21 protein-coding genes are annotated in these 26,981 nt (G+C 70.4%); 11 read left to right on the top strand and 10 right to left on the bottom strand.

Annotated elements, in window-relative coordinates:
* Positions 1-126: 126 nt before the first annotated feature.
* From ACYSUO_RS04120 to metH, 4 genes are all read right to left on the bottom strand, one after another.
* Positions 127-1,704, bottom strand: coding sequence for an ABC transporter substrate-binding protein (locus ACYSUO_RS04120; protein WP_461774590.1), 1,578 nt, complete (start codon positions 1,702-1,704; stop codon positions 127-129).
* Between the two features lie 71 nt (positions 1,705-1,775).
* Positions 1,776-3,392, bottom strand: a complete 1,617-nt coding sequence (locus tag ACYSUO_RS04125; protein WP_461774591.1) for an ABC transporter substrate-binding protein — start codon at positions 3,390-3,392, stop codon at positions 1,776-1,778.
* A gap of 357 nt (positions 3,393-3,749) precedes the next feature.
* On the bottom strand, positions 3,750-4,445 hold the full coding sequence (locus tag ACYSUO_RS04130; RefSeq protein WP_461774592.1) for an HAD family hydrolase: 696 nt from the start codon (positions 4,443-4,445) through the stop codon (positions 3,750-3,752).
* Positions 4,446-4,605: 160 nt separating this feature from the next.
* Positions 4,606-8,118 (bottom strand): methionine synthase, encoded by a 3,513-nt coding sequence (metH, locus tag ACYSUO_RS04135; protein WP_461774593.1) that lies wholly within the window; start codon positions 8,116-8,118, stop codon positions 4,606-4,608.
* A 292-nt stretch (positions 8,119-8,410) separates the two neighbouring features.
* On the opposite strand from metH, the gene ACYSUO_RS04140 reads away from it, so the two are divergent.
* From ACYSUO_RS04140 to ACYSUO_RS04155, 4 genes are all read left to right on the top strand, one after another.
* Positions 8,411-9,202 (top strand): IclR family transcriptional regulator, encoded by a 792-nt coding sequence (locus ACYSUO_RS04140; RefSeq protein ID WP_461774594.1) that lies wholly within the window; start codon positions 8,411-8,413, stop codon positions 9,200-9,202.
* Positions 9,203-9,545: 343 nt separating this feature from the next.
* Positions 9,546-10,340 (top strand): MIP/aquaporin family protein, encoded by a 795-nt coding sequence (locus tag ACYSUO_RS04145; RefSeq protein WP_461774595.1) that lies wholly within the window; start codon positions 9,546-9,548, stop codon positions 10,338-10,340.
* Between the two features lie 47 nt (positions 10,341-10,387).
* Complete coding sequence (glpK, locus tag ACYSUO_RS04150) at positions 10,388-11,935, top strand: glycerol kinase GlpK (RefSeq protein WP_461774596.1); 1,548 nt, start codon at positions 10,388-10,390, stop codon at positions 11,933-11,935.
* A gap of 9 nt (positions 11,936-11,944) precedes the next feature.
* A complete protein-coding gene (locus tag ACYSUO_RS04155) occupies positions 11,945-13,561 on the top strand; it encodes a glycerol-3-phosphate dehydrogenase/oxidase (RefSeq protein WP_461774597.1) in 1,617 nt (538 codons plus the stop codon).
* 79 nt (positions 13,562-13,640) lie between these two features.
* On the opposite strand, the gene ACYSUO_RS04160 is transcribed toward ACYSUO_RS04155, so the two are convergent.
* The 5 genes from ACYSUO_RS04160 to ACYSUO_RS04180 are packed head-to-tail and all read right to left on the bottom strand — an operon-like array spanning position 13,641 to position 18,674.
* Positions 13,641-14,165: a MarR family winged helix-turn-helix transcriptional regulator gene (locus ACYSUO_RS04160; RefSeq protein WP_461774598.1), complete on the bottom strand. Its 525-nt coding sequence runs from the start codon at positions 14,163-14,165 to the stop codon at positions 13,641-13,643.
* 56 nt (positions 14,166-14,221) lie between these two features.
* The gene (locus ACYSUO_RS04165) at positions 14,222-14,839 is read right to left on the bottom strand and encodes an SRPBCC family protein (RefSeq protein ID WP_461774599.1); all 618 of its coding nucleotides are present in this window, start codon (positions 14,837-14,839) and stop codon (positions 14,222-14,224) included.
* A 27-nt stretch (positions 14,840-14,866) separates the two neighbouring features.
* A complete protein-coding gene (locus ACYSUO_RS04170) occupies positions 14,867-17,221 on the bottom strand; it encodes a xanthine dehydrogenase family protein molybdopterin-binding subunit (protein ID WP_461774600.1) in 2,355 nt (784 codons plus the stop codon).
* Between the two features lie 5 nt (positions 17,222-17,226).
* Positions 17,227-17,817 (bottom strand): (2Fe-2S)-binding protein, encoded by a 591-nt coding sequence (locus ACYSUO_RS04175; RefSeq protein ID WP_461774601.1) that lies wholly within the window; start codon positions 17,815-17,817, stop codon positions 17,227-17,229.
* Entirely contained in the window at positions 17,814-18,674 is an 861-nt protein-coding gene (locus ACYSUO_RS04180; protein ID WP_461774602.1) for an FAD binding domain-containing protein, read from the bottom strand. The genes ACYSUO_RS04175 and ACYSUO_RS04180 overlap by 4 nt, the downstream gene beginning before the upstream one ends.
* Before the next feature lie 182 nt (positions 18,675-18,856).
* On the opposite strand from ACYSUO_RS04180, the gene ACYSUO_RS04185 reads away from it, so the two are divergent.
* Positions 18,857-19,945 (top strand): TetR/AcrR family transcriptional regulator, encoded by a 1,089-nt coding sequence (locus tag ACYSUO_RS04185; protein WP_461774603.1) that lies wholly within the window; start codon positions 18,857-18,859, stop codon positions 19,943-19,945.
* Positions 19,946-20,050: 105 nt separating this feature from the next.
* Here ACYSUO_RS04185 and ACYSUO_RS04190 read toward each other — a convergent pair whose 3' ends face one another.
* Positions 20,051-21,433, bottom strand: a complete 1,383-nt coding sequence (locus ACYSUO_RS04190) for an MFS transporter (RefSeq protein ID WP_461774604.1) — start codon at positions 21,431-21,433, stop codon at positions 20,051-20,053.
* A gap of 208 nt (positions 21,434-21,641) precedes the next feature.
* Between ACYSUO_RS04190 and ACYSUO_RS04195 the strand changes: the two genes are divergently transcribed.
* From ACYSUO_RS04195 to ACYSUO_RS04220, 6 genes are read left to right on the top strand one after another with little or no spacing between them, the layout of a single operon-like run.
* Positions 21,642-23,126 (top strand): aldehyde dehydrogenase, encoded by a 1,485-nt coding sequence (locus ACYSUO_RS04195; RefSeq protein ID WP_461774605.1) that lies wholly within the window; start codon positions 21,642-21,644, stop codon positions 23,124-23,126.
* A 22-nt stretch (positions 23,127-23,148) separates the two neighbouring features.
* Positions 23,149-24,132 (top strand): VOC family protein, encoded by a 984-nt coding sequence (locus ACYSUO_RS04200; RefSeq protein WP_461774606.1) that lies wholly within the window; start codon positions 23,149-23,151, stop codon positions 24,130-24,132.
* Positions 24,129-24,923 (top strand): aspartate dehydrogenase domain-containing protein, encoded by a 795-nt coding sequence (locus ACYSUO_RS04205; protein WP_461774607.1) that lies wholly within the window; start codon positions 24,129-24,131, stop codon positions 24,921-24,923. The genes ACYSUO_RS04200 and ACYSUO_RS04205 overlap by 4 nt, the downstream gene beginning before the upstream one ends.
* On the top strand, positions 24,920-25,690 hold the full coding sequence (locus ACYSUO_RS04210) for an alpha/beta fold hydrolase (protein WP_461774608.1): 771 nt from the start codon (positions 24,920-24,922) through the stop codon (positions 25,688-25,690). Before ACYSUO_RS04205 ends, ACYSUO_RS04210 begins: the two co-directional genes overlap by 4 nt.
* 26 nt (positions 25,691-25,716) lie before the next feature.
* The gene (locus ACYSUO_RS04215) at positions 25,717-26,238 is read left to right on the top strand and encodes a cupin domain-containing protein (protein WP_461774609.1); all 522 of its coding nucleotides are present in this window, start codon (positions 25,717-25,719) and stop codon (positions 26,236-26,238) included.
* On the top strand, positions 26,231-26,980 hold the full coding sequence (locus ACYSUO_RS04220; protein ID WP_461774610.1) for an SDR family oxidoreductase: 750 nt from the start codon (positions 26,231-26,233) through the stop codon (positions 26,978-26,980). Before ACYSUO_RS04215 ends, ACYSUO_RS04220 begins: the two co-directional genes overlap by 8 nt.
* Position 26,981 lies beyond the last annotated feature (1 nt).

Genomic DNA, 26,981 nt, shown 5'->3' on the forward strand with positions numbered 1-26,981 from the left:
GGCTTTTCGGCAACGCCGCGAGCGTGCGTGCCAGGCGCCGCCGGGCAGACGGGAGTTTGAAGACAGGCCCTAGCGAAGGCGGCGGTCACCATCACGGTGACCGCCGCCTTCGTGTGCGTACGGGGCTCAGCCCTTGCTGATCTCCCAGAACCGGAAGACGGTCGACGCGTCGAGGCAGTTCTCCAGGCCGTACACGTCGGACTTGGCGACGGCGTACTGCTTGGCCTGCCAGACCGGCAGGATGGGCAGCTCGTCGGCGACGATGTTCTGCAGCTGCTCGTAGCGCGGGGCCGTCGCGGAGCGGTCGCTCTGGGCGCCGGTCTCCGGGATGATCCGGTCGCTGATGGTGCTGTTGTCGTAGCGGTTGTCGAGGACGTTGCCCTTGCCGAAGAACGGCTGGGTGAAGTTGTCCGGGTCCGGGTAGTCGGGCACCCAGCCCTTGACGTAGACGCCGTACTTGCCGGACTTGATGTCCCGCTCGTACTGGGCGAATTCGACGGACTTCACGTCGGCGTCGAACAGGCCGCTCGCGTTGAGCTGCTTGGCGATGGTCTTCAACTCGGCGTCGGTGGCGGGGCCGTAGCGCGCGGGCGTGGACCAGAGCGTGAGCTTGACCGGCGTGTCGATGCCGTCGGCGCGCAGCGCGGCGGCCGCCCTGCTCTTCGAGGGGTGGGCCCCGTACTTGTCGAAGAAGGCGGTGTTGTGGCCGGTGATGCCCGCCGGAATGATCGAGTACAGCGACGTCGCGGTCTGGTCGTACACGCCTTCGATGAGGGCGTCGCGGTCGATGAGGTAGGCCATCGCCTTACGGACGCCGCTCTTGCCGGCGACCGGGTCGTCCATGTTGAAGACGAGGTGCTGGACCTCGGCGCTCGTGCCCTCGATGACGTCCATGTCCTTGGAGCCGGACTTCTGGATGTCGGCGACGTCCTTGGCGGCGAGGCCGCGGTAGGCGAGGTCGAGGTTCCCGGCGAGCAGCGACTTCTTCAGGCCCGCCTGGTCACCGTGGAAGAACTTCATGGTGACGCCCTGGTTCTTGACCTTGGCGGTGCCCTCGTACTTGCTGTTGACCGAGAAGTCGGCCTGCTTCTTGCCGAAGGAGTCGAGCTTGTAGGGGCCCGAGCCGACGGCCTTGCCGTCGGTGCGCAGCTTGTCCGCGGGGTACGCGGTGTGGTCGACGATCGATCCGGCGCCCGAGGCGATCTTGCTGGGGAAGGTCGCGTCGGCGGACTTGAGCCTGAAGGTGACGGTCCTGGCGTCCGGGGTCTCGACCTTGTCCAGCATCGGGAACATGATCGCGGGGCCGGCCTCGTCGTTGATCCGCATCATGCGGTCGAAGGAGAACTTGACGTCCTTCGACGTGAGCGCGTGACCGTTGCTGAACTTCAGCCCCGAGCGCAGCGTGCACGTGTAGACCTTGGTCGCGCTGTCGCTGAAGTGGCACTCCTTGGCGGCTTCCGGCTGCGGCTCGGTGCCCCCCTTGGGGAAGCTGAGCAGCGACTGGAAGACGTTGTTGAACAGCAGCCACGAGCCGGGGTCGTAGCCGGAGGCCGGGTCGGTGGCCTGGATGTCGTCGGACATTCCCATGACCACGGCGTTGCCGTTGTCGGCGGAGTCGCTCTCGTCAGAGCCACAGCCGGTCAGGAGTGCCGCGGCGAGTCCCGCGCCGAGGGGCATGACCAGCCACTGGTTGCGCATTCTCACGTACGTGCCTTGTCGTCGGTCGAGCGAACGGGCTGGGGCCGGCCCGCGAGCGGACCGGCCCCGGGGTGGGCTCAGCCGCTGACGCCGCGGCCCAGCTCCCACAGCTGGAGGACCGAGGAGGCGGACAGCGCCCACTCCACCCCGGTGATGTCGTCGCGGGCGGCGACGTACTGCTTGCCCTGCCACAGCGGGAGGACCGGCACGTCGTCGGCGACGACGTTCTGGATCTGCTGGATGGGCTTGGACGCGGTGAGCCGGTCGGCCTCGCGGCGCTCGGCCGGGATCAGGTCACCGCGGATGCTGCTGTTGGTGTACGGGGACGCCAGGAAGTTGTCCTCGTCGAGGAACGGCGCGAGGAAGTTGTCGGCGTCCGGGAAGTCGGGGAACCAGCCGAGGCCGTAGACGTCGTACTTCCCCTTGAGCTGGGAGTCGCGGTAGGTGTCCCAGACGTCGCCCTTGATGTCGACGTGGAACAGGCCGCTGGCGTTCAGCTGCTTCTGAAGGACCTCGAACTCCTTCTTGGTGGCCGGTCCGTAGTGGTCGCTCGTGTAGTGCAGCGTGAGCTTGACGGGCGTGCTGATGCCGGCCTGCCGCAGGATCGCGGCGGCCTTGGACTTGCTCGGGTTGCCGTACTTGTTGAAGAACGAGTTCTGGTGGCCCGTGATGCCGCTGGGCACGAGCGAGTACAGCGGCTCGGCGCTGTTGCCGTACACGTCGGAGGCGATCTCGCCGCGGTCCACGAGCTGCGCCATGGCCTGTCGCACGGCCTTGTCCCGGACGGTGCTCGCCTTGGTGTCGAAGCCCAGGTAGCGGATCTCCATGCCGGGCATCTCGACCAGGTTGACGTTCTTGGGCGCGCCGGCGGTGCTGTCGGTGTACTTCTTGATCTGCTCCGGCGACATGGTGCGCGTCATCATGTCGATGTCGCCCTTCTCCAGCGCCTTGCCCATGGAGTCGGCGCTGGTGAAGGAGTCAAGCTCCACCTTGTCGTTCTTCGGCTTCAACTGCCCCTTGTAGTGGGGGTTCTTGGTGAAGACGGTCTTGACGACGGCGTCGTTCTTGACGGTGGCCTTCAGGGTGTACGGGCCGGAGCCGTTGACCTTGAAGCCGCCCCGCAGCTTGTTCTTCGGGTACTCGTCGGGGTCGACGATGCCGGCGGAGGGAGTGGCCAGCTTGTACGGGAACGTGGCGTCCGGGGACTTGAGGTGGAAGATGACCTCGCGGTCGCCCTGGGTCTCGATGGTGTCGATCGAGGAGAGCAGACCGTAGGAGCCGCTGTCGCTCTTGATGTTCCTGACGCGGTCGATGGAGTACTTCACGTCGGCAGCGGTGATCGGCTTGCCGTCGGCGAACTTGAGGTCCTTGCGCAGCTTGCAGGCGTAGCGCTCGCTGCCGCTGTCGGAGAATATGCAGCTCTCCGCGGCCTCGGGCACGGGCTCGCCGCTGCCGCTGCGCGGCATCGCCATGAGCGTCTGCACGGTCTGTCGCAGTACGTTCCAGGACCCGGTGTCGTAGGCGTACGCCGGGTCGAACGGCGCGGGTACCTTCCCGGAGGCGATGAACCGGTCCGTGGTGCCCACCTTGATCGCATCGCCGCCCGCGTCTCCGCTGTCGGACCCGCCGCACGCGGCGAGCACGGGGGCCAGCAGACCGATGACGGCCGGCAGCACCAAAGTCTTGCGGTTCATGCTCGAAGTTCTCCAGAGCTGTTGAACCCGCCGGCCCGGCGTGAGGGGTGGGACGCGTGGGCGACGGGAGGGTACGGCGATGTTCTCGCGACGACATTAATAGGCGTGCCGCCGCGGTTCGCGGGCGCGGGATCGGACCTTCCATCACGCTGTGGAATCAGGCGTGGACGCACCGAAAACACCTCAGGAGGAAGGTTCGTCGCATGGGGTGGCCAATCGGGACACAAGGGCACCCCTTGCCGCACGGAACGCGGTTACGCAGCATGCACCCGGCAAGCTGTCGACCCCCGATCGAGTGGGAAAGGTCACAGCCGTAACGCGCTTGTCGTACGCACCGATTCAGCCACCCCGCGGACTTCAGGACGTCATGAGTCCCTGCAGGAAAGGCACGTTGACGTGTTCCAGGGAGCGGACGACGGTGCGCCGGGGCGCGGGCTCGATCGGCGACACGGACGGCACGGCGACGACGTGGCAGCCCGCCGCCTCGGCCGAGGTGACGCCGGTGGCGGTGTCCTCGATGACGGCGCAGCGGGTGGGGTCGGCGTCGAGGCCCGCGGCGGCGAGGAGGTACGGGTCGGGGTGCGGCTTGGTCCGTGAGACCTCGTCACCGGCGACGGTGAGGCGGAAGTTGGCCGGTCCGAGCGAGTCCAGGACGCGGTCGATGATGCGCCGGTGGGAGGCGGAGACGAGGGCCGCCGGCACGTCGTGCGCGGCGAGTTCGGCGAGGAGTCTCGCGGCCCCCGGCATCAGCGGCAGGGAGCTGCTGATGCGCTTCTCGAAGCCGTCGTTGAGCAGCACGGTCAGCTCGGGCAGCGTGATGTCCGCGCCGGTGGCCTCGATGAGGAAGCCGGCGCTGCGGGTCATGGGCCCGCCGACGACGACATGGCGCCAGGCGTCGTTCAGGGTGTGGCCGAGTTCGGCGAAGACGGCCACCTCGGCGTCCCACCAGAACCCCTCGGTGTCGACGAGTGTTCCGTCCATGTCGAGGAGCACGGCCTGAAGCGTGGAGCCTTCGGCCGTTCGGGTACCGAGTGCGGGGACCGTACTGGTCATCCGTACACCTCCATGAGGGACGAAGAGGCCGGTCGCCCCTTTTCGAACACAAGGGGCAACCGGCCTGCGCTGGACCGACCAGTGTACGACTGGTTCTGATTACCGCGCGTTGCTGTATCTCCCGGGGGATAACCCCCGGACCCCCAGCCGCTTCACCGCGCTACCGCGCGTTGAAGTACTTCGCCTCAGGGTGGTGGATGACGATCGCGTCGGTGGACTGCTCGGGGTGGAGCTGGAACTCCTCGCTGAGCTGGACGCCGATCCGCTCCGGCTCCAAGAGGTCGGCGATCTTCGCGCGGTCCTCCAGGTTCGGGCAGGCGCCGTAGCCGAGGGAGAAGCGGGCGCCCCGGTACTTCAGGGCGAACATGTCCTCCATGGCGTCCGGGTCCTCCGTCGCGAAGCCCAGCTCGCTGCGCACGCGCGCGTGCCAGTACTCGGCGAGGGCCTCCGCCAACTGCACGGACAGGCCGTGCAGTTCGAGGTAGTCGCGGTAGGAGTCGGACGCGAACAGCTTCGCCGTCTCCTCGCCGATCCGCGAGCCGACGGTGACGACCTGGAGGCCGACCACGTCCGTCTCGCCGGACTCCTCAGGGCGGAAGAAGTCCGCGAGACACAGGCGGCGGCCGCGGCGCTGGCGCGGGAAGGTGAACCGGGTCCGCTCGTTGCCCGCGTCGTCCAGGATGATCAGGTCGTCGCCCTTGGACACGCACGGGAAGTAGCCGTGCACGACCGCTGCTTCGAGCATGTTGTCCGTGTGCAGCTTGTCGAGCCAGCCGCGCAGCCGCGGCCTGCCCTCGGATTCCACCAGCTCCTCGTACGAGGGTCCGTCGCCGGTGCGCGCCTGGCGCAGGCCCCATTGGCCCTTGAAGAGGGCGCCCTCGTCGAGCCAGGACGCGTACTCCTTGAGCTGGATGCCCTTGATGACGCGGGTGCCCCAGAACGGCGGCTCGGGGACCGGGTTGTCGACGGCGACGTCGGAGCGCACGGGGCCCTCGTCGGGCGCCTCCTCGACCACCACGTCGCGCTTGGGGACGCGGCGCTGCTTCAGCTCCGGCAGGGTCGCGCCGGGCACGCCGCGCTTGACCGCGATGAGCGCGTCCATCAGGCGCAGGCCCTCGAACGCGTCGCGGGCGTAGCGGACTTCGCCCTCGTAGATCTCGTGCAGGTCCTGCTCGACGTACGCGCGGGTGAGGGCGGCGCCGCCGAGGATCACCGGGAAGTCGGCGGCCAGCTTGCGCTGGTTGAGCTCCTCCAGGTTCTCCTTCATGATCACGGTCGACTTGACCAGGAGACCGGACATGCCGATGACGTCGGCCCGGTGCTCGGCGGCCGCATCCAGGATCGCGGAGACGGGCTGCTTGATGCCCAGGTTCACCACGTTGTAGCCGTTGTTGGTGAGGATGATGTCGACGAGGTTCTTGCCGATGTCGTGGACGTCGCCGCGGACGGTGGCGAGCACGATGGTGCCCTTGCCCTCCTCGCCCTCGGCCTTCTCCATGTGCGGCTCCAGGTAGGCCACCGCGTTCTTCATGACCTCGGCGGACTGGAGCACGAACGGCAGCTGCATCTGGCCGGAACCGAACAGTTCGCCGACGACCTTCATGCCCTCCAGGAGCGTGTCGTTGACGATGTCCAGGGCGGGCCGGGTCTCCAGCGCCTCGTCGAGGTCGGCCTCCAGGCCGTTCTTCTCGCCGTCGATGATGCGCGCCTTGAGACGCTCGTCCAGCGGGAGGGCCGCCAGCTCCTCGGCCTTGCCGGCCTTGAGGGACTTCGCGGTGGCGCCCTCGAACAGCGCCATCAGCTTCTGCAGCGGGTCGTAGCCCTCGGCGCGCCGGTCGTAGATCAGGTCGAGGGCGGTCTGCACCTGCTCCTCGTCGAACCGGGCGATCGGCAGGATCTTGGAGGCGTGCACGATCGCCGAGTCCAGGCCCGCCTTCACGCACTCGTCGAGGAAGACCGAGTTGAGGACGATACGGGCGGCCGGGTTGAGGCCGAACGAGATGTTCGACAGGCCCAGCGTCGTCTGTACGTCCGGGTGGCGGCGCTTGAGTTCACGGATCGCCTCGATGGTGGCGATGCCGTCCTTGCGGGACTCCTCCTGACCGGTGCAGATCGTGAACGTCAGGCAGTCGATGAGGATGTCGGACTCGAGGATGCCCCAGTTCCCGGTGAGGTCGTCGATCAGCCGCTCGGCGATCTGGACCTTGTGCTCGGGGGTGCGGGCCTGCCCCTCCTCGTCGATGGTCAGCGCGATCAGCGCGGCGCCGTGCTCCTGGGCCAGCTTGGTGACCTTCGCGAAGCGGGACTCGGGGCCGTCCCCGTCCTCGTAGTTCACGGAGTTGATGACCGCGCGGCCGCCGAGCTTCTCCAGGCCGGCCCGGATCACCGGGACCTCGGTGGAGTCCAGCACGATCGGCAGCGTCGAGGCGGTGGCGAAGCGACCTGCCAGCTCCTGCATGTCGGCGACGCCGTCGCGGCCCACGTAGTCGACGCACAGGTCGAGCATGTGCGCGCCCTCGCGGATCTGGTCGCGGGCCATCTCCACGCAGTCGTCCCAGCGGGCCTCCAGCATGGCCTCGCGGAACTTCTTCGAGCCGTTGGCGTTGGTGCGCTCACCGATCGCCATGTACGCGGTGTCCTGGCGGAACGGCACCGTCTGGTAGAGCGAGGCGGCGCCCGGCTCGGGCTGCGGGGTGCGGGGCGTCGGCTCGGTGCCCCGGACGCGCTCGACGACCTGGCGCAGGTGCTCGGGCGTCGAGCCGCAGCAGCCGCCGATCAGCTGGAGGCCGAAGTCGCGGACGAACGTCTCGTGGGCGTCGGCCATCTCCGGCGGCGTCAGCGGGAAGTGCGCGCCGTCGCTCGTGAGGACGGGCAGGCCGGCGTTCGGCATGCACATCAGCGGCGTCGTCGAGTGGCGGGCGAGATAGCGCAGGTGCTCGCTCATCTCGGCGGGGCCCGTGGAGCAGTTGAGGCCGATGAGGTCGATGCCGAGCGGTTCGAGGGCGGTGAGCGCGGCGCCGATCTCCGAGCCGAGCAGCATCACGCCGGTCGTCTCGAAGGCGAGCGAGCACACCAGCGGGACCGAGACACCGAGCGCGTCCATCGCCCGGCGGGCGCCGATGAGGCTGGACTTGGTCTGCAGCAGGTCCTGCGTGGTCTCGACGATCAGCGCGTCGGCGCCGCCCGCGAGCAGGCCCTCGGCGTTCTTCTGGTAGCCGTCGCGGATCGTGGCGTAGTCGATGTGGCCGAGCGAGGGCAGCTTGGTGCCGGGGCCGATGGAGCCGAGCACCCAGCGCTGTCGGCCGTCCTTGGCGGCGAACTCGTCGGCGACCTCGCGGGCGAGCCGGGCACCGGACTCGGACAGCTCGTGGATGCGGTGGGCGATGTCGTACTCGGTGGCGGCCGTGTGGTTCGCGCCGAAGGTGTTCGTCTCGACGCAGTCCACGCCGACGGCGTAGTACTCCTCGTGCACGGAGCGCACGATGTCGGGCCGGGTCAGGTTGAGGATCTCGTTGCAGCCCTCGAGGTTCTCGAAGTCCTCGAGGGTCGGGTCCTGCGCCTGCAGCATGGTGCCCATCGCTCCGTCGGCCACCACGACGCGGGTGGCGAGGGCTTCTCGGAGGGCGTCCACACGGGCGCGGGGATCGGATGCGGGCGTTGGCAACGAGGCCATGAAAGTTCTCCCAGAGGTGCGACGGCTGTCGGCTTTGCGGCTCCACTCCCGGAGGCGCACCCGGTCAGGGTAACGGGGACGATGGGTCCCGTCGTGGTGACGTCCACAAGCCGGAACGGTGTCCGCGTGTCGTGGCCGGAAGCATCCGGTGGAAATATTGGCGCACGCCGCGCTCGCCCGAGGTCGGCAACGACCGATACTGTTCAGCATTGCCGAACGTTGCTTGGCGACTCCAGCCAGCGACCTGTCAGCGACCTGCAAGCGAGAAGAACCGAGGGAGGAAGGGACTGCGATGGCACGCAACATCCAGTCGCTCGAACGGGCCGCGGCCATGCTCCGGTTGCTCGCGGGCGGCGAGCGGCGGCTCGGCCTCTCGGACATCGCCGCCGCGCTCGGCCTCGCCAAGGGCACGGCACACGGCATCCTGCGCACCCTGCAGGCCGAGGGCTTCGTGGAGCAGGACTCCGCCTCGGGGCGCTACCAGCTGGGCGCCGAACTGCTGCGCCTGGGCAACAGCTATCTGGACGTGCACGAGCTGCGAGCGCGTGCCCTGGTGTGGACGGACGACCTGGCCCGCTCCAGCGGCGAGGCGGTCTACCTCGGCGTGCTGCACCAGCAGGGCGTGCTGATCGTGCACCACGTCTTCCGGCCCGACGACAGCCGGCAGGTCCTGGAGGTCGGCGCGATGCACCCGCTGCACTCCACGGCCCTGGGCAAGGTGCTCTCCGCGTACGACCCGGTGGCGCACAGCGAGGCCCTGGAGGCCGAGCGCAAGGGCTTCACAGCGCGCACGGTGTGCGACTCCGCCGACCTGGAGGCGGTGTTCGATCTCACCCGTGCGCGCGGGTACGCCGCCGACGTCGAGGAGACCTGGGAGGGCGTGGCCTCGGTCGCGGCCCCGATCCACGACCGGCACCGGATGCCGGTGGGCGCGGTGGGCATCACCGGTGCGGTGGAGCGCGTCTGCAAGGACCCCGAGGCCGATGGCGGCGCCGGGTCGGGCGGGCTGCGTCCCGAGCTGATCGCGGCGGTCCGCGACTGCGCCCGTGCCGTCTCCCGCGATCTGGGCGCCAGCCGCTTCTGAGGTTCCGAGGCGCGCCTTCCGGGGCTCAAGGTGCAGGTCGCACCGATCCGAGTGACGATCGTTGAACGCCCCACCGGCCTGTCGCCCACAACGGCGGGCCGATAACCGCAGGCGATCAATAACGATCGCGCAATCGATAAAAGATCCCTTGACGAGCCGGGAACCGCAGAGCGAGACTCGCGTCCATCGGTCGGCATTGTCGAACACCTACCGGCAATACGCGTTAGAGTGTGAACAGGCCAGACCGGACCCGACCCTCGCCTGAGGGCTCGGACCACCGGAAAGGGACCCGGGAGGTTCGTTACTCGGGTTTTCCCCTGGACGAAGGACAAAGGAGTCGCGGGTGTCCAGCCACGACATCTTCCTCGGCGAGACCATAGGTACCGCCGTACTGGTTCTGCTGGGCGGTGGCGTCTGCGCCGCCGTCACTTTCAAGCGCTCTAAGGCGTTCAACGCCGGCTGGGTCGCCATCGCGTTCGGCTGGGGCTTCGCGGTTCTCACCGGTGCCTACATGGTGGGCGGCGTCTCCGGCGCCCACCTCAACCCCGCCGTCACCGTCGGCCTCGCCATCGAGGGCGGCACCAAGTGGAGCGACGTACCGCTCTACCTGGTCTCCCAGCTCTTCGGCGCCATGATCGGCGCGGTGCTGGTCTGGCTCGCCTACTACGGGCAGTTCCACGCCCACCTGACCGACCCCGAGGTTCTCGCCGCGCACAACGGCACGGACGGCGACGAGGGCATGGTCGACCCGAAGGCCGCCCCCGAGGCCGGGCCCGTGCTCGGCGTGTTCTCCACCGGTCCGGAGATCCGGAACCTGGCGCAGAACCTCATGACGGAGATCATCGCCACGGTCGTGCTCGTCCTGGCGATCCTCACGCAGGGCCTCAACGACGACGGCAACGGCCTGGGCGTCCTCGGCGCCCTCATCACCGCGCTCGTCGTGGTGAGCATCGGTCTCTCCCTCGGTGGTCCGACCGGCTACGCCATCAACCCCGTCCGTGACCTCGGCCCGCGCATCGTGCACGCGCTCCTCCCGCTGCCCAACAAGGGTGGCTCGGACTGGTCGTACGCCTGGGTGCCGGTGGTCGGCCCGCTCATCGGCGGTGCCCTCGCCGGCTTCATCTACAAGCTGTTCTGAGCGACGCCGCCGAGACCGACCACCCCACGCACCACGAGGAGCACACCGTGACCGACGCACACACCACCGGCCCCTTCATCGCGGCGATCGACCAGGGCACCACGTCCAGCCGCTGCATCGTGTTCGACAAGGACGGCCGGATCGTCTCCGTCGACCAGAAGGAGCACGAGCAGATCTTCCCGAAGCCGGGCTGGGTCGAGCACGACGCGAACGAGATCTGGACGAACGTCGAGGAGGTCGTCGCCGGAGCCGTCACCAAGGCCGGCATCACCCGCGACGACATCAAGGCCATCGGCATCACCAACCAGCGCGAGACGACGCTGCTCTGGGACAAGAACACCGGTGAGCCCGTCCACAACGCCATCGTCTGGCAGGACACCCGCACCGACGCCCTGTGCAAGGAACTCGGGCGCAACGTCGGCCAGGACCGCTTCCGCCGCGAGACCGGCCTGCCGCTCGCGTCGTACTTCGCCGGCCCGAAGGCCCGCTGGCTGCTCGACAACGTCGAGGGCCTGCGCGAGCGCGCCGAGCGCGGCGACATCCTCTTCGGCACCATGGACACCTGGGTCATCTGGAACCTGACGGGCGGTGTCAACGGCGGCAAGCACTTCACCGACGTCACCAACGCCTCCCGCACGATGCTGATGAACCTGCACGAGATGCAGTGGGACGAGCGCATCTGCTCCTCCATCGGCGTCCCGATGTCGATGCTCCCGGAGATCCACTCCTCCGCCGAGGTCTACGGCGAGGTCACCGGCGGCAAGCTGGGCGACCTGCTCGGCGGCATCCCGGTCGCCTCGGCGCTCGGCGACCAGCAGGCGGCCCTGTTCGGCCAGACCTGTTTCGCCGAGGGCGAGGCCAAGTCCACGTACGGCACCGGCACCTTCATGCTGATGAACACCGCGGACAAGGCCATCAACTCGTACTCCGGGCTGCTGACCACGGTCGGCTACCAGATCGGCGACCAGAAGCCGGTCTACGCGCTCGAGGGCTCGATCGCCGTCACGGGCTCCCTGGTGCAGTGGATGCGCGACCAGATGGGCCTGATCAAGTCGGCCGCCGAGATCGAGACCCTGGCGTCCTCGGTCGAGGACAACGGTGGCGCGTACTTCGTGCCCGCCTTCTCCGGCCTGTTCGCCCCGTACTGGCGCTCCGACGCGCGCGGTGTCATCGCGGGTCTGACCCGCTATGTCACCAAGGCGCACCTCGCGCGCGCCGTGCTCGAGGCCACCGCCTGGCAGACCCGCGAGATCACCGACGCCATGACGAAGGACTCCGGCGTCGAGCTGACCGCGCTCAAGGTCGACGGCGGCATGACCTCCAACAACCTGCTGATGCAGACCCTCTCGGACTTCCTGGACGCGCCGGTGGTGCGCCCGATGGTCGCCGAGACGACCTGCCTCGGCGCCGCTTACGCCGCCGGTCTCGCCGTCGGCTTCTGGTCCAACACCGACGAGCTCCGCGCCAACTGGCGCCGGGCCGCCGAGTGGACCCCCCGCATGGACGCGGCCACCCGCGACCGTGAGTACAAGAGCTGGCTCAAGGCCGTGGAGCGGTCCATGGGCTGGCTCGAAGACAGCTCTGTCGAGGAGTAACACCCCACCATGAGTACCCAGTCCACCCTGCAGACCGTGCCTGCCCTCGGAACGCACCCGGTCGCCGGTTCCAACCCGAGCCGCGCCGAGACCCGCGAGCAGCTTTCCAAGGCGACGTACGACCTCCTGGTCATCGGCGGCGGCATCCTGGGCATCTCCACTGCCTGGCATGCGGCGCAGTCCGGTCTCAGGGTGGCCCTGGTCGACGCCGGCGACTTCGCCGGCGCCACGTCCTCCGCGTCTTCCAAGCTGCTCCACGGCGGTCTGCGCTACCTGCAGACCGGTGCGGTGAAGCTGGTCGCGGAGAACCACTTCGAGCGGCGCGCGGTGTCCCGCAATGTGGCCCCGCACCTCGCCAACCCCCTGACCTTCTACCTGCCCGTCTACAAGGGCGGCCCGCACGGCGCGGCCAAGCTGGGCGCGGGTGTCTTCGCGTACTCCGCGCTGTCCGCGTTCGGCGACGGCGTGGGGCACCTGCTGAGCCCGTCCAAGGCGCAGCAGGACGTTCCCGAGCTGCGTACGGACAACCTGAAGGCCGTTGCCGTGTACGGCGACGACCAGATGAACGACGCGCGGATGGCGCTGATGACGGTCCGCGCCGCCGTCGACGCCGGCGCCGTGGTCCTGAACCACTCCGAGGTCACCGGGCTGCGCTTCACGAACGGCCGGGTCACCGGCGCCGAGCTCAAGGACCGTACGAGCGGTGACGAGTTCGGGGTCAACGCCCGTCTGGTGCTGAACGCGACGGGCCCGTGGGTCGACCACCTGCGCAAGATGGAGGACCCGAACTCGGCGCCGTCCATCCGCCTGTCCAAGGGCGCGCACCTCGTCCTCAAGCGGACCTCGCAGTGGAAGGCCGCGCTCGCGACCCCGATCGACAAGTACCGCATCACCTTCGCCCTCCCCTGGGAGGACATGCTGCTGCTCGGTACGACCGACGAGGAGTACGAGGGCGACCCCGCGGATGTCTCGGTCACCGAGAAGGACGTCGACCAGATCCTCGACGAGGCCGCCTTCTCCGTGCGCGACCAGCAGCTGAAGCGGGACCTGATCACGTACTCCTTCGCCGGTCTGCGCGTGCTGCCGGGCGGGCCCGGCGACACGTCGAAGGCCAAGCGCGAGACGGTCGTCACCGAGGGCAAGGGCGGCATGCTGTCCGTCGCGGGCGGCAAGTGGACGACGTTCCGGCACATCGGCCGCACGGTCATGCAGAAGCTGGAGGCGCTGCCGGGGCACCCGCTCGGTGACGACTTCGAGCGGATCAGCGACCTGCCGAAGAAGCTGCCACTGCCCGGTGTCGCCAACCCGCGCGCCGTCGCGCACCGCCTCCTCGTGGACAGCCCGGCGCCGGGCCCGCGGATGGGTGCCGACACCGCCAAGCACCTGGCGACGCACTACGGTTCGCTGTCCTTCGACATCGCGCGCCTCGCCAACGAGAACCCGGAGCTGGCGGAGCGGGTGCACCCGGACGCCCCGGAGATCTGGGCGCAGGTCGTGTACGCGCGTGACCACGAGTGGGCGGAGACGCAGGACGACGTGCTGCGCCGTCGTACGACGCTGACGATCCGCGGTCTGGCCACGGATGACGTGCGGGCGAAGGTGCAGGACGTGCTCGACAAGAAGTAGTCCCACGGACAGGCGGAAGGGGCGGCTCCCACGGGGGGTGCCGCCCCTTCCGCTTGCGCGGCGCCGGGGTTGCGGGGCTCTACCTGTCGTCGTCCGCGTCGAGGATCGAGTGCTCCAACTTGCCCAGCAGGCGGGCCAGTTGGCGGCGTTCGGCCGGGGTGATGGCCGCGAGCATGCGCTCCTCGTTGGCCAGGTGGTCCGTGAAGACCTCGTCCACCTTGGCGAGGCCGATGTCGGTGAGGCGGGAGTAGACGACCCGACGGTCCTCGGCGTCCCGCTCGCGCACTATCAGGCCGTCCTTCTCCAGGCGGTCCATCCGCAGGGTGACCCCGGCGGACGAGACGAGCCCCGAGTCGGCGAGCTGGCCGGCGGTGAGCCGGTAGGGCTTGCCCGCTCGGCGCAGCGCGGTCAGCACGTCGAAGCCGGCGACGGACAGGCCGTGCCGCTCGATCGACGCGTTGAGCTTGGTGTTGTAGCGCAGGAACGAGCGGTGCAGCCGGGCCAGCACCTCCAGCGGTCCTGTGTCGAGCTCGGGCCGCTCACGCGCCCAGTCCGCCACGATCTGTGTCACGGCGTCCTGCCGCTTCGCCTTCCGCTCGGCCATACCCGTCCCCTCGCACGTCTCACGGGCGGGCGCCAATTGTTACGCCCCTGAAAATTCTACCCCTGAAACGATGCACGGCGGCGCCTGCCGATCACCCCGGCCAGTATCAACGCCACGAGTGCGGCAGCGGCCGGAACGGCGGCCTTCTTCAGGAGTACGGGGAGGGCGGCGGCACCCAGGTCGACGGCCTCCGGTTCGGCGGCGGGGGCAGCCGGAGCGGCGGACTCCATCTGCGGACCGGACATCAACTCCGCAAGGCGGTCGGCGAATTGGCCGACGATGCGGTCGCCGACCTCGACCATGATTCCTCGCCCGAACTGGGCGGGCCTGCCGGTGATGTCGAGATCGGTGCGAACCCGGACGCGGGTGCCCGCGGGGTCGGCGACGAGTTCGGCGGTGACGGTCGCGGAGGCCGTGCCCGCGCCGCGGGTCTCGCTGCCGCTGAGGTCGAGCCGCATGGTGTGGGCGGCATCGTCCCGGGTCACGGTGCCCTCGCCCCGGTAACTCATCTGCACCGCGCCGACCTTGACCTTCACCCGTCCGGCGAAGGTGTCGCCGTCGAGGGTGTCGAGGACGGCGCCGGGCATGCAGGGGGCCACGCGGCCGAGGTCGTGGAAGAGCTTCCAGGCGTCGTCGGGCGCGGCCGGGACGGTGAAGGTGTGGTCGAGTTGCATGGCGGGGTTCTTTCTTCCGGTCGTGGGTCAGTGAGTGGCGACGGGGGCGTCGCGCAGCAGGTCGCGGATGCGGCTGGGCGAGAGCGGGCCGCGGCGGACGACGACGCCGAAGGGGCGCAGCGCGTCCTCGACGGCGTTCGCGAGGACGGCCTGCGGGGCGATGGCGCCGCCTTCTCCGAGGCCCTTCACCCCGAGGTCGTTCATGGGGCTCGGCGAGTGGATCTCGTCCATGTCGAGGTCGGGGATCTCGGAGGACGTGGGGACGAGGTAGTCCATGTAGGTGCCGGTGCGGGGCTGGCCGTCGGGGCCGTAGATCATCTCCTCGTAGAGGGCGCCGCCGACGCCCTGGGCGATGCCTCCGGTGACCTGACCCTCGGCGATGAGCGGGTTGACGATGACGCCCGCGTCGTGGACGACGACGTACTGGAGGATCTCCAACTCGCCGGTGTGCTGGTCGACTTCAACGACGGCGGCGTGCGCTCCGCTGGCGACGGCGAAGCCGGGTGGGCGGAAGTGGACGGTCTCGCTGAGTTCCGTGCCGTGCCGGCCGTCGGCGGGTTCGGGGGTACCGGGGAGCGGGGCGCGGCCCGCGAGTTCGGCGAGGGTGAGCGTCGACCCGGCAGGCATTTTGGTGGTGAACACGCCCTCGGTGAGAGTGAGTTCGGTGACCGGGACGTCGAGTCGGCGGGCGGCGAGGTCGAGGGCCTTTTCGCGTACGAGTTTCCCGGCCCGGTGGGTGGCGTTGCCCGCGTTGACGAGGGCGCGGCTGGCAATGGTGCCGACGCCGAAGGGGGTCGCGGAGGTGTCTCCGCCCACCACGTCGATGATGTCGAGCGGGACGCCGAGCGCGTCGGCGGCGATCTGCGCCATGGAGGTGCGGTGACCCTGCCCCTGCGAGGGCGCGCCGATGGCGAGTTTGACGCGGCCGCTGGGGGCGATGTCGATGCGCGCGGTCTCGAACGGCCCGAGCCCGGTGGCCTCGATGTACATCGCGTAGCCGACACCGATGTGCTTGCCGTCGCGCGGTTCACGACGGGTGGCGTCCACCTTGGCGCGGGCGCGGCGCAGCAGTTCCGGGAAGTCGCCGGAGTCGTACGACTGGGGGTTGCCGGAGCGGTCGACGAGGCCGGTCGTGTACGGCATGTCGTCGGGTCCGATGAGGTTGCGGGCCCTCAACTCTGCTGGATTTAGCTCGAGTTGGGCGGCGAGCCGGTCCATGACCCGCTCCATCGCGAACACCGTCTCGGGGCGTCCCGCGCCACGGTAGGGCGTGGCGAAGGCGGTGTTGGTGAGGACGCCGAGGACGTCGATGTCGACGTTCGGGATCCGGTAGGGGCCGAGGAGGTGGCAGAGCGAGTTGTACGGGACGACCAGGCCGGTCATGTTGTACGCGCCGAAGTTGACGGTGATGCGGTCGCGTACGGCGAGGAGGTGGCCGTCGGCGTCGGCGGCGAGTTCGATGCGGTGGATCTGCTCGCGGGCGTGCGAGGCGGCGGTGAGGTTCTCGCCCCGGTCCTCGCGCCAGACCACGGGGCGGCCCAACTTGCCTGCCGCGTACGGGATCAGCATTTCCTCTACGTAGAGGATGCCCTTCTGGCCGAAGCCGCCGCCGACGTCGGTGGCGATGACGCGGACGGATTCGGCGTCGAGGCCGAGGGTGGTGGCGATGGACTCACGGACGCGGTGCGGGGTCTGGGTGTTGGACCAGACGGTGAGGTCACCGCTATAGGCGTCGACGCGGGCGGCGACGGCGCGGGTCTCGATGGGCGAAGCGACGTAGCGGTGGGCCCGGAACTCCTCGCTGATGACGGTGTGCGCGCCGGCGAACGCGGCATCGGGATCGCCCACTTGGGTGGCGACGGCCACCGCCGTGTTGTCCGGCAGGTCCTCGTGGAGCAGCGGGGCGCCGTCCGCGAGGGCGCGGTCCGGGTCGACGAGGACGGGCAGCGGCGTGTAGCGGACGTCGACGAGTTCGAGGGCGTCCTCGGCGAGGTAGCGGCTGTCGGCGAAGACGATGGCGACGGGCTCGCCGACGTAGCGGACCTTGTCGGTGGCGAGCAGCGGCATCGGGGTCGTAGCGACGCGCGGGGCGAGGAGTTCGGCGAGGCGGGGCGGGGTGCGCAGCTCCTCCTTGTTCAAGAGCGGCGCGAGGTGGGCGACGTCGGCACCCGTCCACACGGCGAGGACGCCGGGGGCGTCGAGCGCGGCGGTCACGTCGACCGACTCGATGCGGGCGTGGGCGTGTGGGCTGCGCAGGACGGCGGCCTCGGCGGCGCCGGGCAGCTCGATGTCGTCGACGTAGCGGCCGTTGCCGCGCAGCAGGCGGTCGTCCTCGACGCGGGGGACGCGGCGGCCGATCCAGGGGGCGGGCGTGGTGGACATGCGGGTCACTCCCCTCGCCGTGCGTCGGTGGCGGTGGTGGCGTCACTTTCGACCTCGTACGTCTCGTCGAGGGCCCGACTCAGTGCGCGCCGGATGTTGCGGTAGCCGGTACAGCGGCACAGGTGGCCGCTGAGCGCGTCGGCGACCTCTGCGTCGCCCGGCCGCTCGCCCCGTTCGGTCAGGGCCGTCGCCGTCATGAGGAAGCCGGGGGTGCAGAACCCGCACTGCATGCCGTGGCACGCGTGGAAGGCCTCCTGCACCGGGGTGAGCGGCGCGTCCGGCCGGGCCAGGCCCTCGACGGTGCGCAGTTCGGCGCCTTCGCACTGCACGGCGAGCGTGAGGCAGGAGCGGACGGGCGTGCCGTCGACCAGGACGGTGCAGGCACCGCACACGCCGTGCTCGCAGCCGACGTGCGTACCCGTGAGCCGGAGCCGGTCGCGCAGGAAGTCGCTGAGCAGCAGCCGGGATTCGACCTGGGCGGTGACGGGTTCGCCGTTCACGGTGAGGTGGACCTCGTGCCAGCCGGAGGGTTCGGCGAGCGGCGGTGTCCGCACGGCCTTGGGGGTGACGGCGGGCGTGGGTGTCGTGGCGGTCATCGGGTGCGCTCCCATGCGGTGGTGCAGGCGCGGGCGAGGAGGTGGGCAGCGGCCTCGCGGCGATACGCGGCCGTGGCGTGGACGTCGTCGGACGGATCGAGGTGCGCGAGGGCGGCCTCGCGCGCGGCGTCGAGGGCGGCCGGGCCCGCGTCGGTGCCGGTCAGCGCCGCTTCGGCGGCGGGCAGCCGGACCGGCGTGGGGCCGACGCCGCAGAAGACGACGCGGGCGGCGCTCACGGCGGGGCCCGAGCGATCGAGGTGGACGGCGACGCCGACGGTGGCGAAGTCGCCGTGCCGGCGGGCGAGTTCCTCGAAGGCCCAGCCGCCGCGGCGGGCCGGGAACACGACCTCGGTGAGGAGTTCGTCCGGTTCCACGGCGGTCTGGAAGGTGGCGACGAAGAACTCCTCGGCCTCGACCGTGCGCTCCCCCGCCGGCCCCGCGATGACGAAGCGGGCGTCCAACGCCACGGCGGCGGTCGGGAGTTCGGCGGCCGGGTCGTGGTGGACGAGGCTGCCGCAGACGGTGCCGCGGGCCCGGATCTGCGGGTGCCCGATGTGACCGATCGCGGCGGCGAGCAGCGGCCAGCCTTCGCGGAGCCGGAGGTCTGCGGCCGCGGCGGACTGGCGGACGGCGGCGCCGATGCGCAGCGCGCCCGACGCGTCGACGGAGAGGTCACCGAGGCCGGGGATGCGTGTGATGTCGACGAGGAGGCCAGGGCGGGCGAGCCGCATGCTCAGCATCGGGATCAGCGACTGGCCGCCGGCCACCACCTTGGGCTCGCGGTCCTCGTCGGCGAGCAGCGCGAGCGCCTCCGGGACGGAGCGCGGGGCGCTGTAGTCGAAGGGTGTGGGTTTCAAGCCGTCTGCCACCAGGCCTCTCGGATCGGGGAGCGGGTTCGAGTATCCCTAAGGCCTGAAATGATTGACACTGAAGTACCGTCTTGGCAAGAGGTTAGCTCAAACCAGCACCCTCAAGGGAAAATTTTTTGAACGGTCGTACATAAGCCGGGTCGCGCTCCCGGCTCGACTACTGTTGCGCCGTGGACGCACAGCAGGAGAGGCGACGCGGTCGCCCGCACGATCCCGAGGGGAACCGCAGGGCCGTGCTCGAAGCGGCCCGGCGGCTGTTCGCAGCCCACGGGTACCAGGGCGTCGCCATCCGGGCGATCGCCACCGAGGCCGGGGTGACACCCGGCCTCGTCATGGCGTACTTCGGGTCCAAGGACGGGCTCTTCCGCGCCGTCGTCGGCGAGGGGACCGGCGTCACGGCCGCCCTGCTCGACGATGCGGGCAACGATCCGGCCGGCCTCCCGGGTGCCCTCGCCCACTCCTACCTTGACCGCTGGGACCGCCTCTCCGCCGAGGACCCACTGGCCGCGCTGATCCGCTCGGCGCTCAACCACCCGCCCAGCGCACAGCAGTTGAGCGAGCTCCTGGAACGGCTGGTGACCGGGCCCCTGCGGGGCGTGCTCGGCGAAAACGCCGAGGCGACGGCCAGAATCGGCATGATCCGCAGCGTCCTGTTCGGCGTCATCATGGAGCGCTACCTGTTCGCGCACGAGCCGGCCCGCTCGGTGTCGACGGCCGACCTGGAGCCGCTGCTCGCGGATGTATTGGCCGCGGCCATCGGCACGCCGGCGAAGGGTGTCGCCGAGCCGCCGCGCCCCGAGGGCTCCCCCGCCACCGACGCCGACACCCGTGTCTTCGCCGCGCTCACCGACTGCGCCGACCGCTACCGCACCCTGATCGGCCGCGTCGTCAAGCGGCACGGCATCGGTCTCGCTGCCTTCGAGGTGCTCGCCGAACTGAGCCGCACCCCGGCCCCGCACCGCCGCACCATGGGCGAGCTCGCGGCGGCGGGCGCGGTCCGGGCCGGCGGGATGACCCAGCACGCGGACCGGTTGGAGCGGGCCGGGCTCATCGAGCGGGAGCGGGACGACCGGGACCGGCGGATCGTGTACCTGCGGCTGAGCGGGGCAGGGCGGGAGCTGGTCGACCGGGTGGCCGAGGAACGCATGGCGGCCGAGCGGAAGCTGCTCGACGATCTCGGGGTGGACGAGAGGCGGCAACTGCGGCGCCTGCTGGGGACGCTGGGGAGGGCTCTCGCGGATCGGCCGGACCCCACGTGACGAAGGGCTTTCGCCGACCCGCCGGCCCCCGCGTGACCTCGGGCGCTCGCGCGACGGCGGCGCCGGAGCCACCTGCCTCCGACGCCGCGACACCCCCACCCTCCGTTACGAGTTGAGCTCCTCCAGCGTCTTCCCCTTCGTCTCCACGGCGAACAGGGCGATCACCGCACCGACCATCGCCACGGCCGCCAACTGGGCGAAGACCAGGCCGAGTCCGCCGCCGGAACCGATGATCGCGCCGACCGTGATCGGGCCGAGGATGACGCCGAGCCGGTTCCACAGTCCGCCGAAGGCCGCGCCGGTGGCCCGGTTCCGCGTCGGGTACAGCTCGGGCGAGTAGAGATAGAGGCCCGCGTTGATCGCGTAGACGAAGAACGTCGTGCAGGACGCGAACAGGGCGACCTGGATCCCCGATGTGACCCCGACCAGGGCCAGGATCCCGAGGGTGAGCGCCGTGCCGCCGAGCGCGGCGACCAGGGCGGGGCGGCGGCCGATCCGGTCGATGAGGAGCGCGACGACGAAGGTGCCGACCAGGCCGGTGACGTTGCTGAGCAGCGTGTAGACCAGCGCGGTCGTCAGGTCGAGGCCGAAGTTCTTGGTGTAGAGCGAGGGCAGCCACGTCGAGATGCCGTGGTTGACGTAGTACGCGACGAACCAAAGGCCGGAGAGGACGGCGGTGCGCCGCAGATAGCGGCCGGTGAACAGGTCCCGCAGCCGGCCGCGCCCGGTCTCCGCCACGGGCGCAGGGCCGGGCTCCGGCAGCGGTTCGCCGACGGCCCGCTCGACCTCACCCTCGATCCGGGCGATGACCTGCTCGGCCTCCTCCAGACGCCCCTGCGACAGCAACCACCGCGGCGACTCGGCGACGTACTTGGGTAGCGCCACGGCGATCAGGACGGGCAGCGCGCCGAGGACGAACATGGCGCGCCAGCCGAGGTTCGGGACGACCCACACCGCGACGAGGCTGGCGGCCGCGAGTCCGGCCGGGAAGATCATCTCGTAGAGCAGGACGAAGCGGCCCCGCTTGTCGGAGCGGGAGATCTCGTTGATGTACGTGGCCGCGACCGGGACGACGCCGCCGATGCCGAGGCCCTGGATGAACCGGAAGAGGGAGAACAGCTCGATCCCGTTCGCCAGGGCGACCGCGAGGCTGCCGAGGCCGGTGATCGCCACGCCGAGGGCCACCGTGCGCACCCGGCCGATCCGGTCCCCCAGCCACCCGGCGACCAGCGCGCCGAGCAGCATGCCGACCGAGCCCGTGGTGACCGCGAAGGTCGCCTGCCCCGTGGACAGGTGCCAGTCCTTGATGAGGACGGGCAGTGCGGAGGCGGCGAGGAGCTGGTCGAAGGCCTCGAAGAACGTCACGGCGCCGATCAGGAAGCGCACCTTGACGTGCCAGCGGGAGTGCGGCAGCCGTTCGAGTCTGGCCGCGATCGAGCCGAGGCCCTGTTTACCGGATTCTCCGGCCTTGCCGGCCACAGTCGTCATGGGAGGGGTCCTTCCGCGAGCACGCGAACACGAGGGGATTGCGGCGACAGTAGAAGCCAACTCCTTAGCGGTCAATGGTTAGGTGCTTAGGCATTTGAAGTCCGGTGAACCGCGATCCATCCGACGCGGGGGTCTTGCGGGAAAACCTTTAAGCGCTTAGCTTTCTAGGGCTTCAGCAAGTCAACTCCCGTTCGCCGGAGGTCCCGTCGTGTCCCCTCACCCCACCGAGATCCTTGTCGCGGGCCAATGGCGGCGCGGCGACGGTACCCCGCTCGACACCGTGAACCCCGCGACCGGAGAGCTGCTCGCCACGCTGCACACCGCGTCCGCCGAGGACGTCGACGAGGCCGCGCGGGCGGCGGCAGCGGCCGCGGCGGACCCGGCCTGGCGCGACCTCCTCCCCCACCAGCGGGCCCGGCTCCTGTACCGGATCGCGGAGCTGACCGAGGAGGCCGCCGACGAGCTGGCCGCGACGCAGACCGCCGACACCGGCAAGACCCTCACCGAGACGAAGGCGCTCGCGCTCAGCGCGGCGGGCACCTTCCGGTATCTGGCCGCGACCCTGGAGACCGCCGAGGAGGCGATCACCCCCTCGCGCGGCCCGTACGTCACGATGAGCGTGCACGAGCCGATCGGCGTGGTCGGGGCGATCAACCCGTGGAACTCGCCGGCCGCCAGCGACGCGCAGAAGATAGCGCCCGCCCTGGCCGCCGGGAACGCGGTGCTGCTCAAGCCGGCCGCCTGGACCCCGCTGGTGTCCCTGCGGCTCGGGCGGATCATCACCCGTGCGCTGAGTGAACTCGGCCTGCCCACCGCCCTGTTGTCCGTACTTCCGGGAAGTGGGCGAGTCGTCGGCGACGCCGTCGTACGGCATCCGCTCGTCGGCCGGATCGGGTTCACGGGCGGCACGGAGACCGGCCGTTCCATCGCCGAGATCGCCGCGCGCAAGCTGATCCCCGCCTCCCTGGAGCTGGGCGGCAAGTCGCCGACGATCGTGCGGGCGGACGCGGACGTCGAACAGGCCCTGGCGGGCGTGATGTTCGGGATCTTCTCGTCCAGCGGGCAGTCCTGCATCGCGGGTTCGCGACTGTTCGTGCATGCGTCGCTGTACGAGTCGCTTGTCGATGAACTGGTATCGCGAGTGCGGAAGTTGCGCGTCGGGCCCGGGACCGATCCCGACACCCAGGTCGGTCCGCTCGTGCACCAGAAGCACCGGGACTCGGTCGCCGCGTACGTCGATCTCGCCCGCTCCGAGGGTGCCGAGGTGCTGTGCGGCGGCGCCTCGCCCGAAGGACCCGCGTACGAGAACGGCGCGTACTACCTGCCCACCGTCCTCGCCGGACTGCCGAACGACTCCCGCACCTGCCAGGAGGAGATCTTCGGCCCGGTCCTGGTGGTCCTCCCCTACGACGACGAGGACGACCTGGTCCGCCAGGCCAACGACTCCGTGTACGGCCTGGCCTGCGGGATCTGGACCCGCGACCATCGCGCCGCCTGGAACCTGGCCCGTCGGATCGACGCGGGCACCGTGTGGATCAACACGTACAAGCAGTTCAGCGCGTCCACCCCGTTCAGCGGGATGAAGGACAGCGGCCTCGGCACGGAGAAGGGACGTGACGCCATCCGCGCCTACCAACGCCAGAAGTCCCTGTACTGGGGCACGTCCGAAGCCCCGCTCCCCTGGGCCAACTGACCACGATCCAGGAGTCCTTGAGATGTCCCACCCCCCGATCGCCCGGCTGCGCGCCCTGCGCTCCGTCGAACTGCTCACCCCCTCCTTCGCCGAGGCCACCGACTTCTACGAAGAGGCCTGGGGCCTGGAGGTCGTCGAGTCCGAGCACAGCGCGAGCTGGCTGCGCGGCACCGGCGAGCAGCACCACGCCCTCCAGCTCACCCGCTCCGACCGCACCGGCCTCGGCCGCCTCGTGTTCGCCGTCGCCACCCCCGCCGAGATCGACGAGGCGGCGCGCCGCCTGGAGGCCCGCGGGATCGTGCCGGTCGCGGGCCCTGGACCGCTCGACCAGGTCGGCGGCGGCTACGGCCTCCGGTTCCACGACCACGAGGGCCGGCTCGTCGAGCTGTCCGCCGAGACGTGGGCGGTGGCGCCGCGCGGGCAGGACACGGCCGTGCCGGTCGGTGTCACGCACGCGGTCCTGAACACCCCCGACATCGACGCCGCCGTCGCCTTCTACTGCGACGTCCTCGGCCTGCGCGTCTCCGACTGGTCCGAGCACCAGATGGCGTTCCTGCGCTGCAACGCAGACCACCACTGCATCGCGTTCAACCAGGCCGAGTGGGTCTCCCTCAACCACGTGGCGTACGAGATGAGTTCGGTCGACCACTTCATGCGCGGGCTCGGCCGGCTCCGCCACCACGGGATCGTCCCGAAGTGGGGTCCTGGGCGGCACGGGCCCGGCAACAACACCTTCTCCTACTTCACCGACCCGACCGGGCTCGTCTGCGAGTACACGTCCGAGGTCGCGCAGATCGTCGAGGACCGGTGGATCGCCAAGGTGTGGCGGCGGGTGCCGGAGCTGTCCGATCTGTGGGGCACGGCGGGGGCGCCGTCGAAGGAGATCCGCTGCCACATGGCCGGTTCGCCCGAGTCACCGGTCGTCCCGGCCGGTTCACCCGAGTCACCGGTCGCGCCGGCCGGTTCGCCGGAGTCCCCGGTCGTTCCCGAAGGAGCACTGAAATGAGCACGCTCAAGATCGGACTCGTCGGCTGGGGCGCCATCGGCCGCGTCGTCGGCACGGCCCTCGCCCAAGGCGACGTCCAGGGCGCCGAGTTGACGTGCCTCGTCGACAACCGGCCGCTCGGCGAGGCGGCGCCCGCGCCGCAGGTGACCTTCGACGAGGCCATCGACCTCTGCGACCTGATCGTCGAGGCGGCAGGTCAGGGCGTCGTACGGGAGTGGGGCGAGCGCGTCCTCACCTCCGGCACCGATCTGCTCGTGGCCTCGACCGGGGCCCTCACCGACGACGAGCTGGCCAAGCGGCTGCTCGCCGCCGGGCCCGGCCGGGTGTACTTCACGGGCGGCGCCGTCGGCGGCCTCGATCTGCTCCAGGCCGTGCGGGCCCTGGGGCCGATCGAGGACGTCCGGCTGACGACCACGAAGCTGCCGTCCACGCTCGAACAGCCTTGGATGGACGCGGAGTTGCTGGGCCGGATGCGCTCGGCCACCGGACCCGTCAAGGTCATGTCCGGCACGGCGCGCGACGTACCGGTGAAGTTCCCCAAGTCGACGAACGTGGCCGCCTCGGTCGCCCTCGCCGTCGGCGACCTGGACGCTGTGCGGGTCGAGGTCGTCGCCGACCCGGGAGCCACGCGCACCCGGCACGTCATCGAGGCGTCCGGGGAGCACGGCGCGTACCGCTTCGAGGTCGCGCACCGGCCCGACCCGGGCAACCCGGCGACCAGCCAGGTCGTGCCGTACGCCGTGCTGCGGTCGGTGGCCGCGCTGGCCGGGCGCTCGGGGCAGATCCTGTGACGGCCGTCCACGTGGAGGAGGCGGGCACCGAAGGTCCGCTGCTGGTGTGCCTGCACGGCATCGGCTCCTCGTCGGCCGCGTTCGCCCCGCAGCTCGAAGGACTCGCGCCGTACACCCGCGTCGTCGCCTGGGACGCGCCCGGCTACGCCAAGTCCGCTGACCCGGAAGGGCCGTTGGACCTCGACGGCTTCGCGGACGCCGCGGCGGAGCTGATCCGCTCGTACGGACCGTCGGCACATGTCCTCGGTGTCTCGTGGGGCGGTGTCATCGCGCTGCGGCTCGCGGCCCGTCACCCGGAGCTCGTGGACTCGCTGATCGTCGCCGACTCCAGCGCGGGCTCCGGCACCGACGAGGCGAAGGCGGCCGGGATGCGGGCGCGCGCCGCGGAGCTGGCGGAGGCCGGGCCGCGCGCGTTCGCCGAGAAGCGCGGGCCGCGCCTCGTCTCGGACCTCGCACCCACCGCGCTCGTCGAGCGGGTCGTCGACACCATGGCCGCCTCCGTGCGGCTGCCCGGCTACGGGTACGCCGCCGAGGCCATGGCCGGCGCCGACCTGCGCCCCGAACTGTCCGCCGTCTCCGCGCCCACCCTCGTGATCTGCGGCGACCGCGACAAGGTCACCGGCGTCGAGGCCTCCCAGGTCATCGCCGGGGGCCTGCACAAAACGGCCTACGTGATCGTCAAGGACGCCGGTCACCTCGCCAACCAGGAACAGCCCGAGCGGTTCAACGCCTGGGTCCTGTCCCACCTGCACATCGTCACTGCCTGACCACTGTCTAGTTAAGGACGCACACCATGCCTCTGACCACCACCGAGTACGACAACGGCGGCGACCTCGGCAAGTACACCGACTCGCTGATCGCGTCGAAGGAGTCCCGCGTCGCCGACTTCGACACGCTCTCCTTCCAGGAGAAGGCGGGCAAGCAGTACCGCCGCGGCCAGATCCGCTACGTCGGCTCCGGCGCCACCGGCAACCACGAGGGCGACAGCCGCATCCTCCCGTCCGGCGGCTTCACCTTCTCCAACATGCTGCTGCCGCCCGGCGCCGAGGGCCCGGCCCACACCCACCACGACGTGGAGGAGGCCTTCTTCGTCCTGGAGGGCGAGGTGCGCGTCGGCGTCCACCGCGGCCCGGACGAGGTCGAGTACCGCACCCTCGGCTACCGCGACATGATCGTGGTACCCGCCGGTGTGACCCGCTCGCTGAAGAACGAGGGCGACACCGACGCCCTGTTCTGCGTGGTCATCGGCACGCAGAAGCCGCAGGTGCCGTCGTACCCCGAGTACTCGCCGATGCACGGCGTCACCCGTGACTGACGCGCGTGACGCGCGCACGGTCGTCGTGACCGGGGCGGGCCGTGGCCTGGGACTGGCCATGGCCCGCCGGGCCGGCGCGGACGGCTTCCGGGTCGTCCTCGCCGAGCTGGACCCCGAGCGCGGCGCCCGGGCGGCCGAGGAGCTGCGGGGCGAGGGACACGACGCGCACTTCGCCCGCTGCGACGTGGCAGACCCGACGTCCGTCGAGGAACTCGCCTCGGCCGTACGGGACTTGGGCGGGCTCTACGGTCTCGTCAACAACGCGGCACTCGCCAACGGCGTCGGCGGCAAGGAGTTCCAGGACATCGACATCGAGGCCTGGGACCGCCTGATGACGGTGAACGCGCGCGGCCCCTGGCTGGTGTCCAAGGCACTGCACCCGCTGTTCGGCCCGACCGGACGCATCGTCAACATCGCCTCGGACGCCGCCCTTTACGGCTCCCCGCGACTCGCGCACTACATCACGTCGAAGGGCGCGGTCATCGCCCTCACCCGCGCGATGGCCCGGGAACTCGGCGAGCGCGGCATCACCGTGAACGCCCTTGCACCGGGCCTCACCGAGTGCGAGGCGACCGAGACGGTCCCGGAGGAACGCCACGGGTTGTACGCCGCGAACCGGGCGATCTCCCGGCCGCAGCAGCCCGACGACCTCACCGGGCTCGCCTCCTTCCTCCTCTCCGAGGAGTCCCGCTACCTGACCGGCCAGGTGATCGCCGTCAACGGCGGATTCACCATGAACTGAC

Source organism: Streptomyces sp. UC4497 (assembly GCF_054871485.1).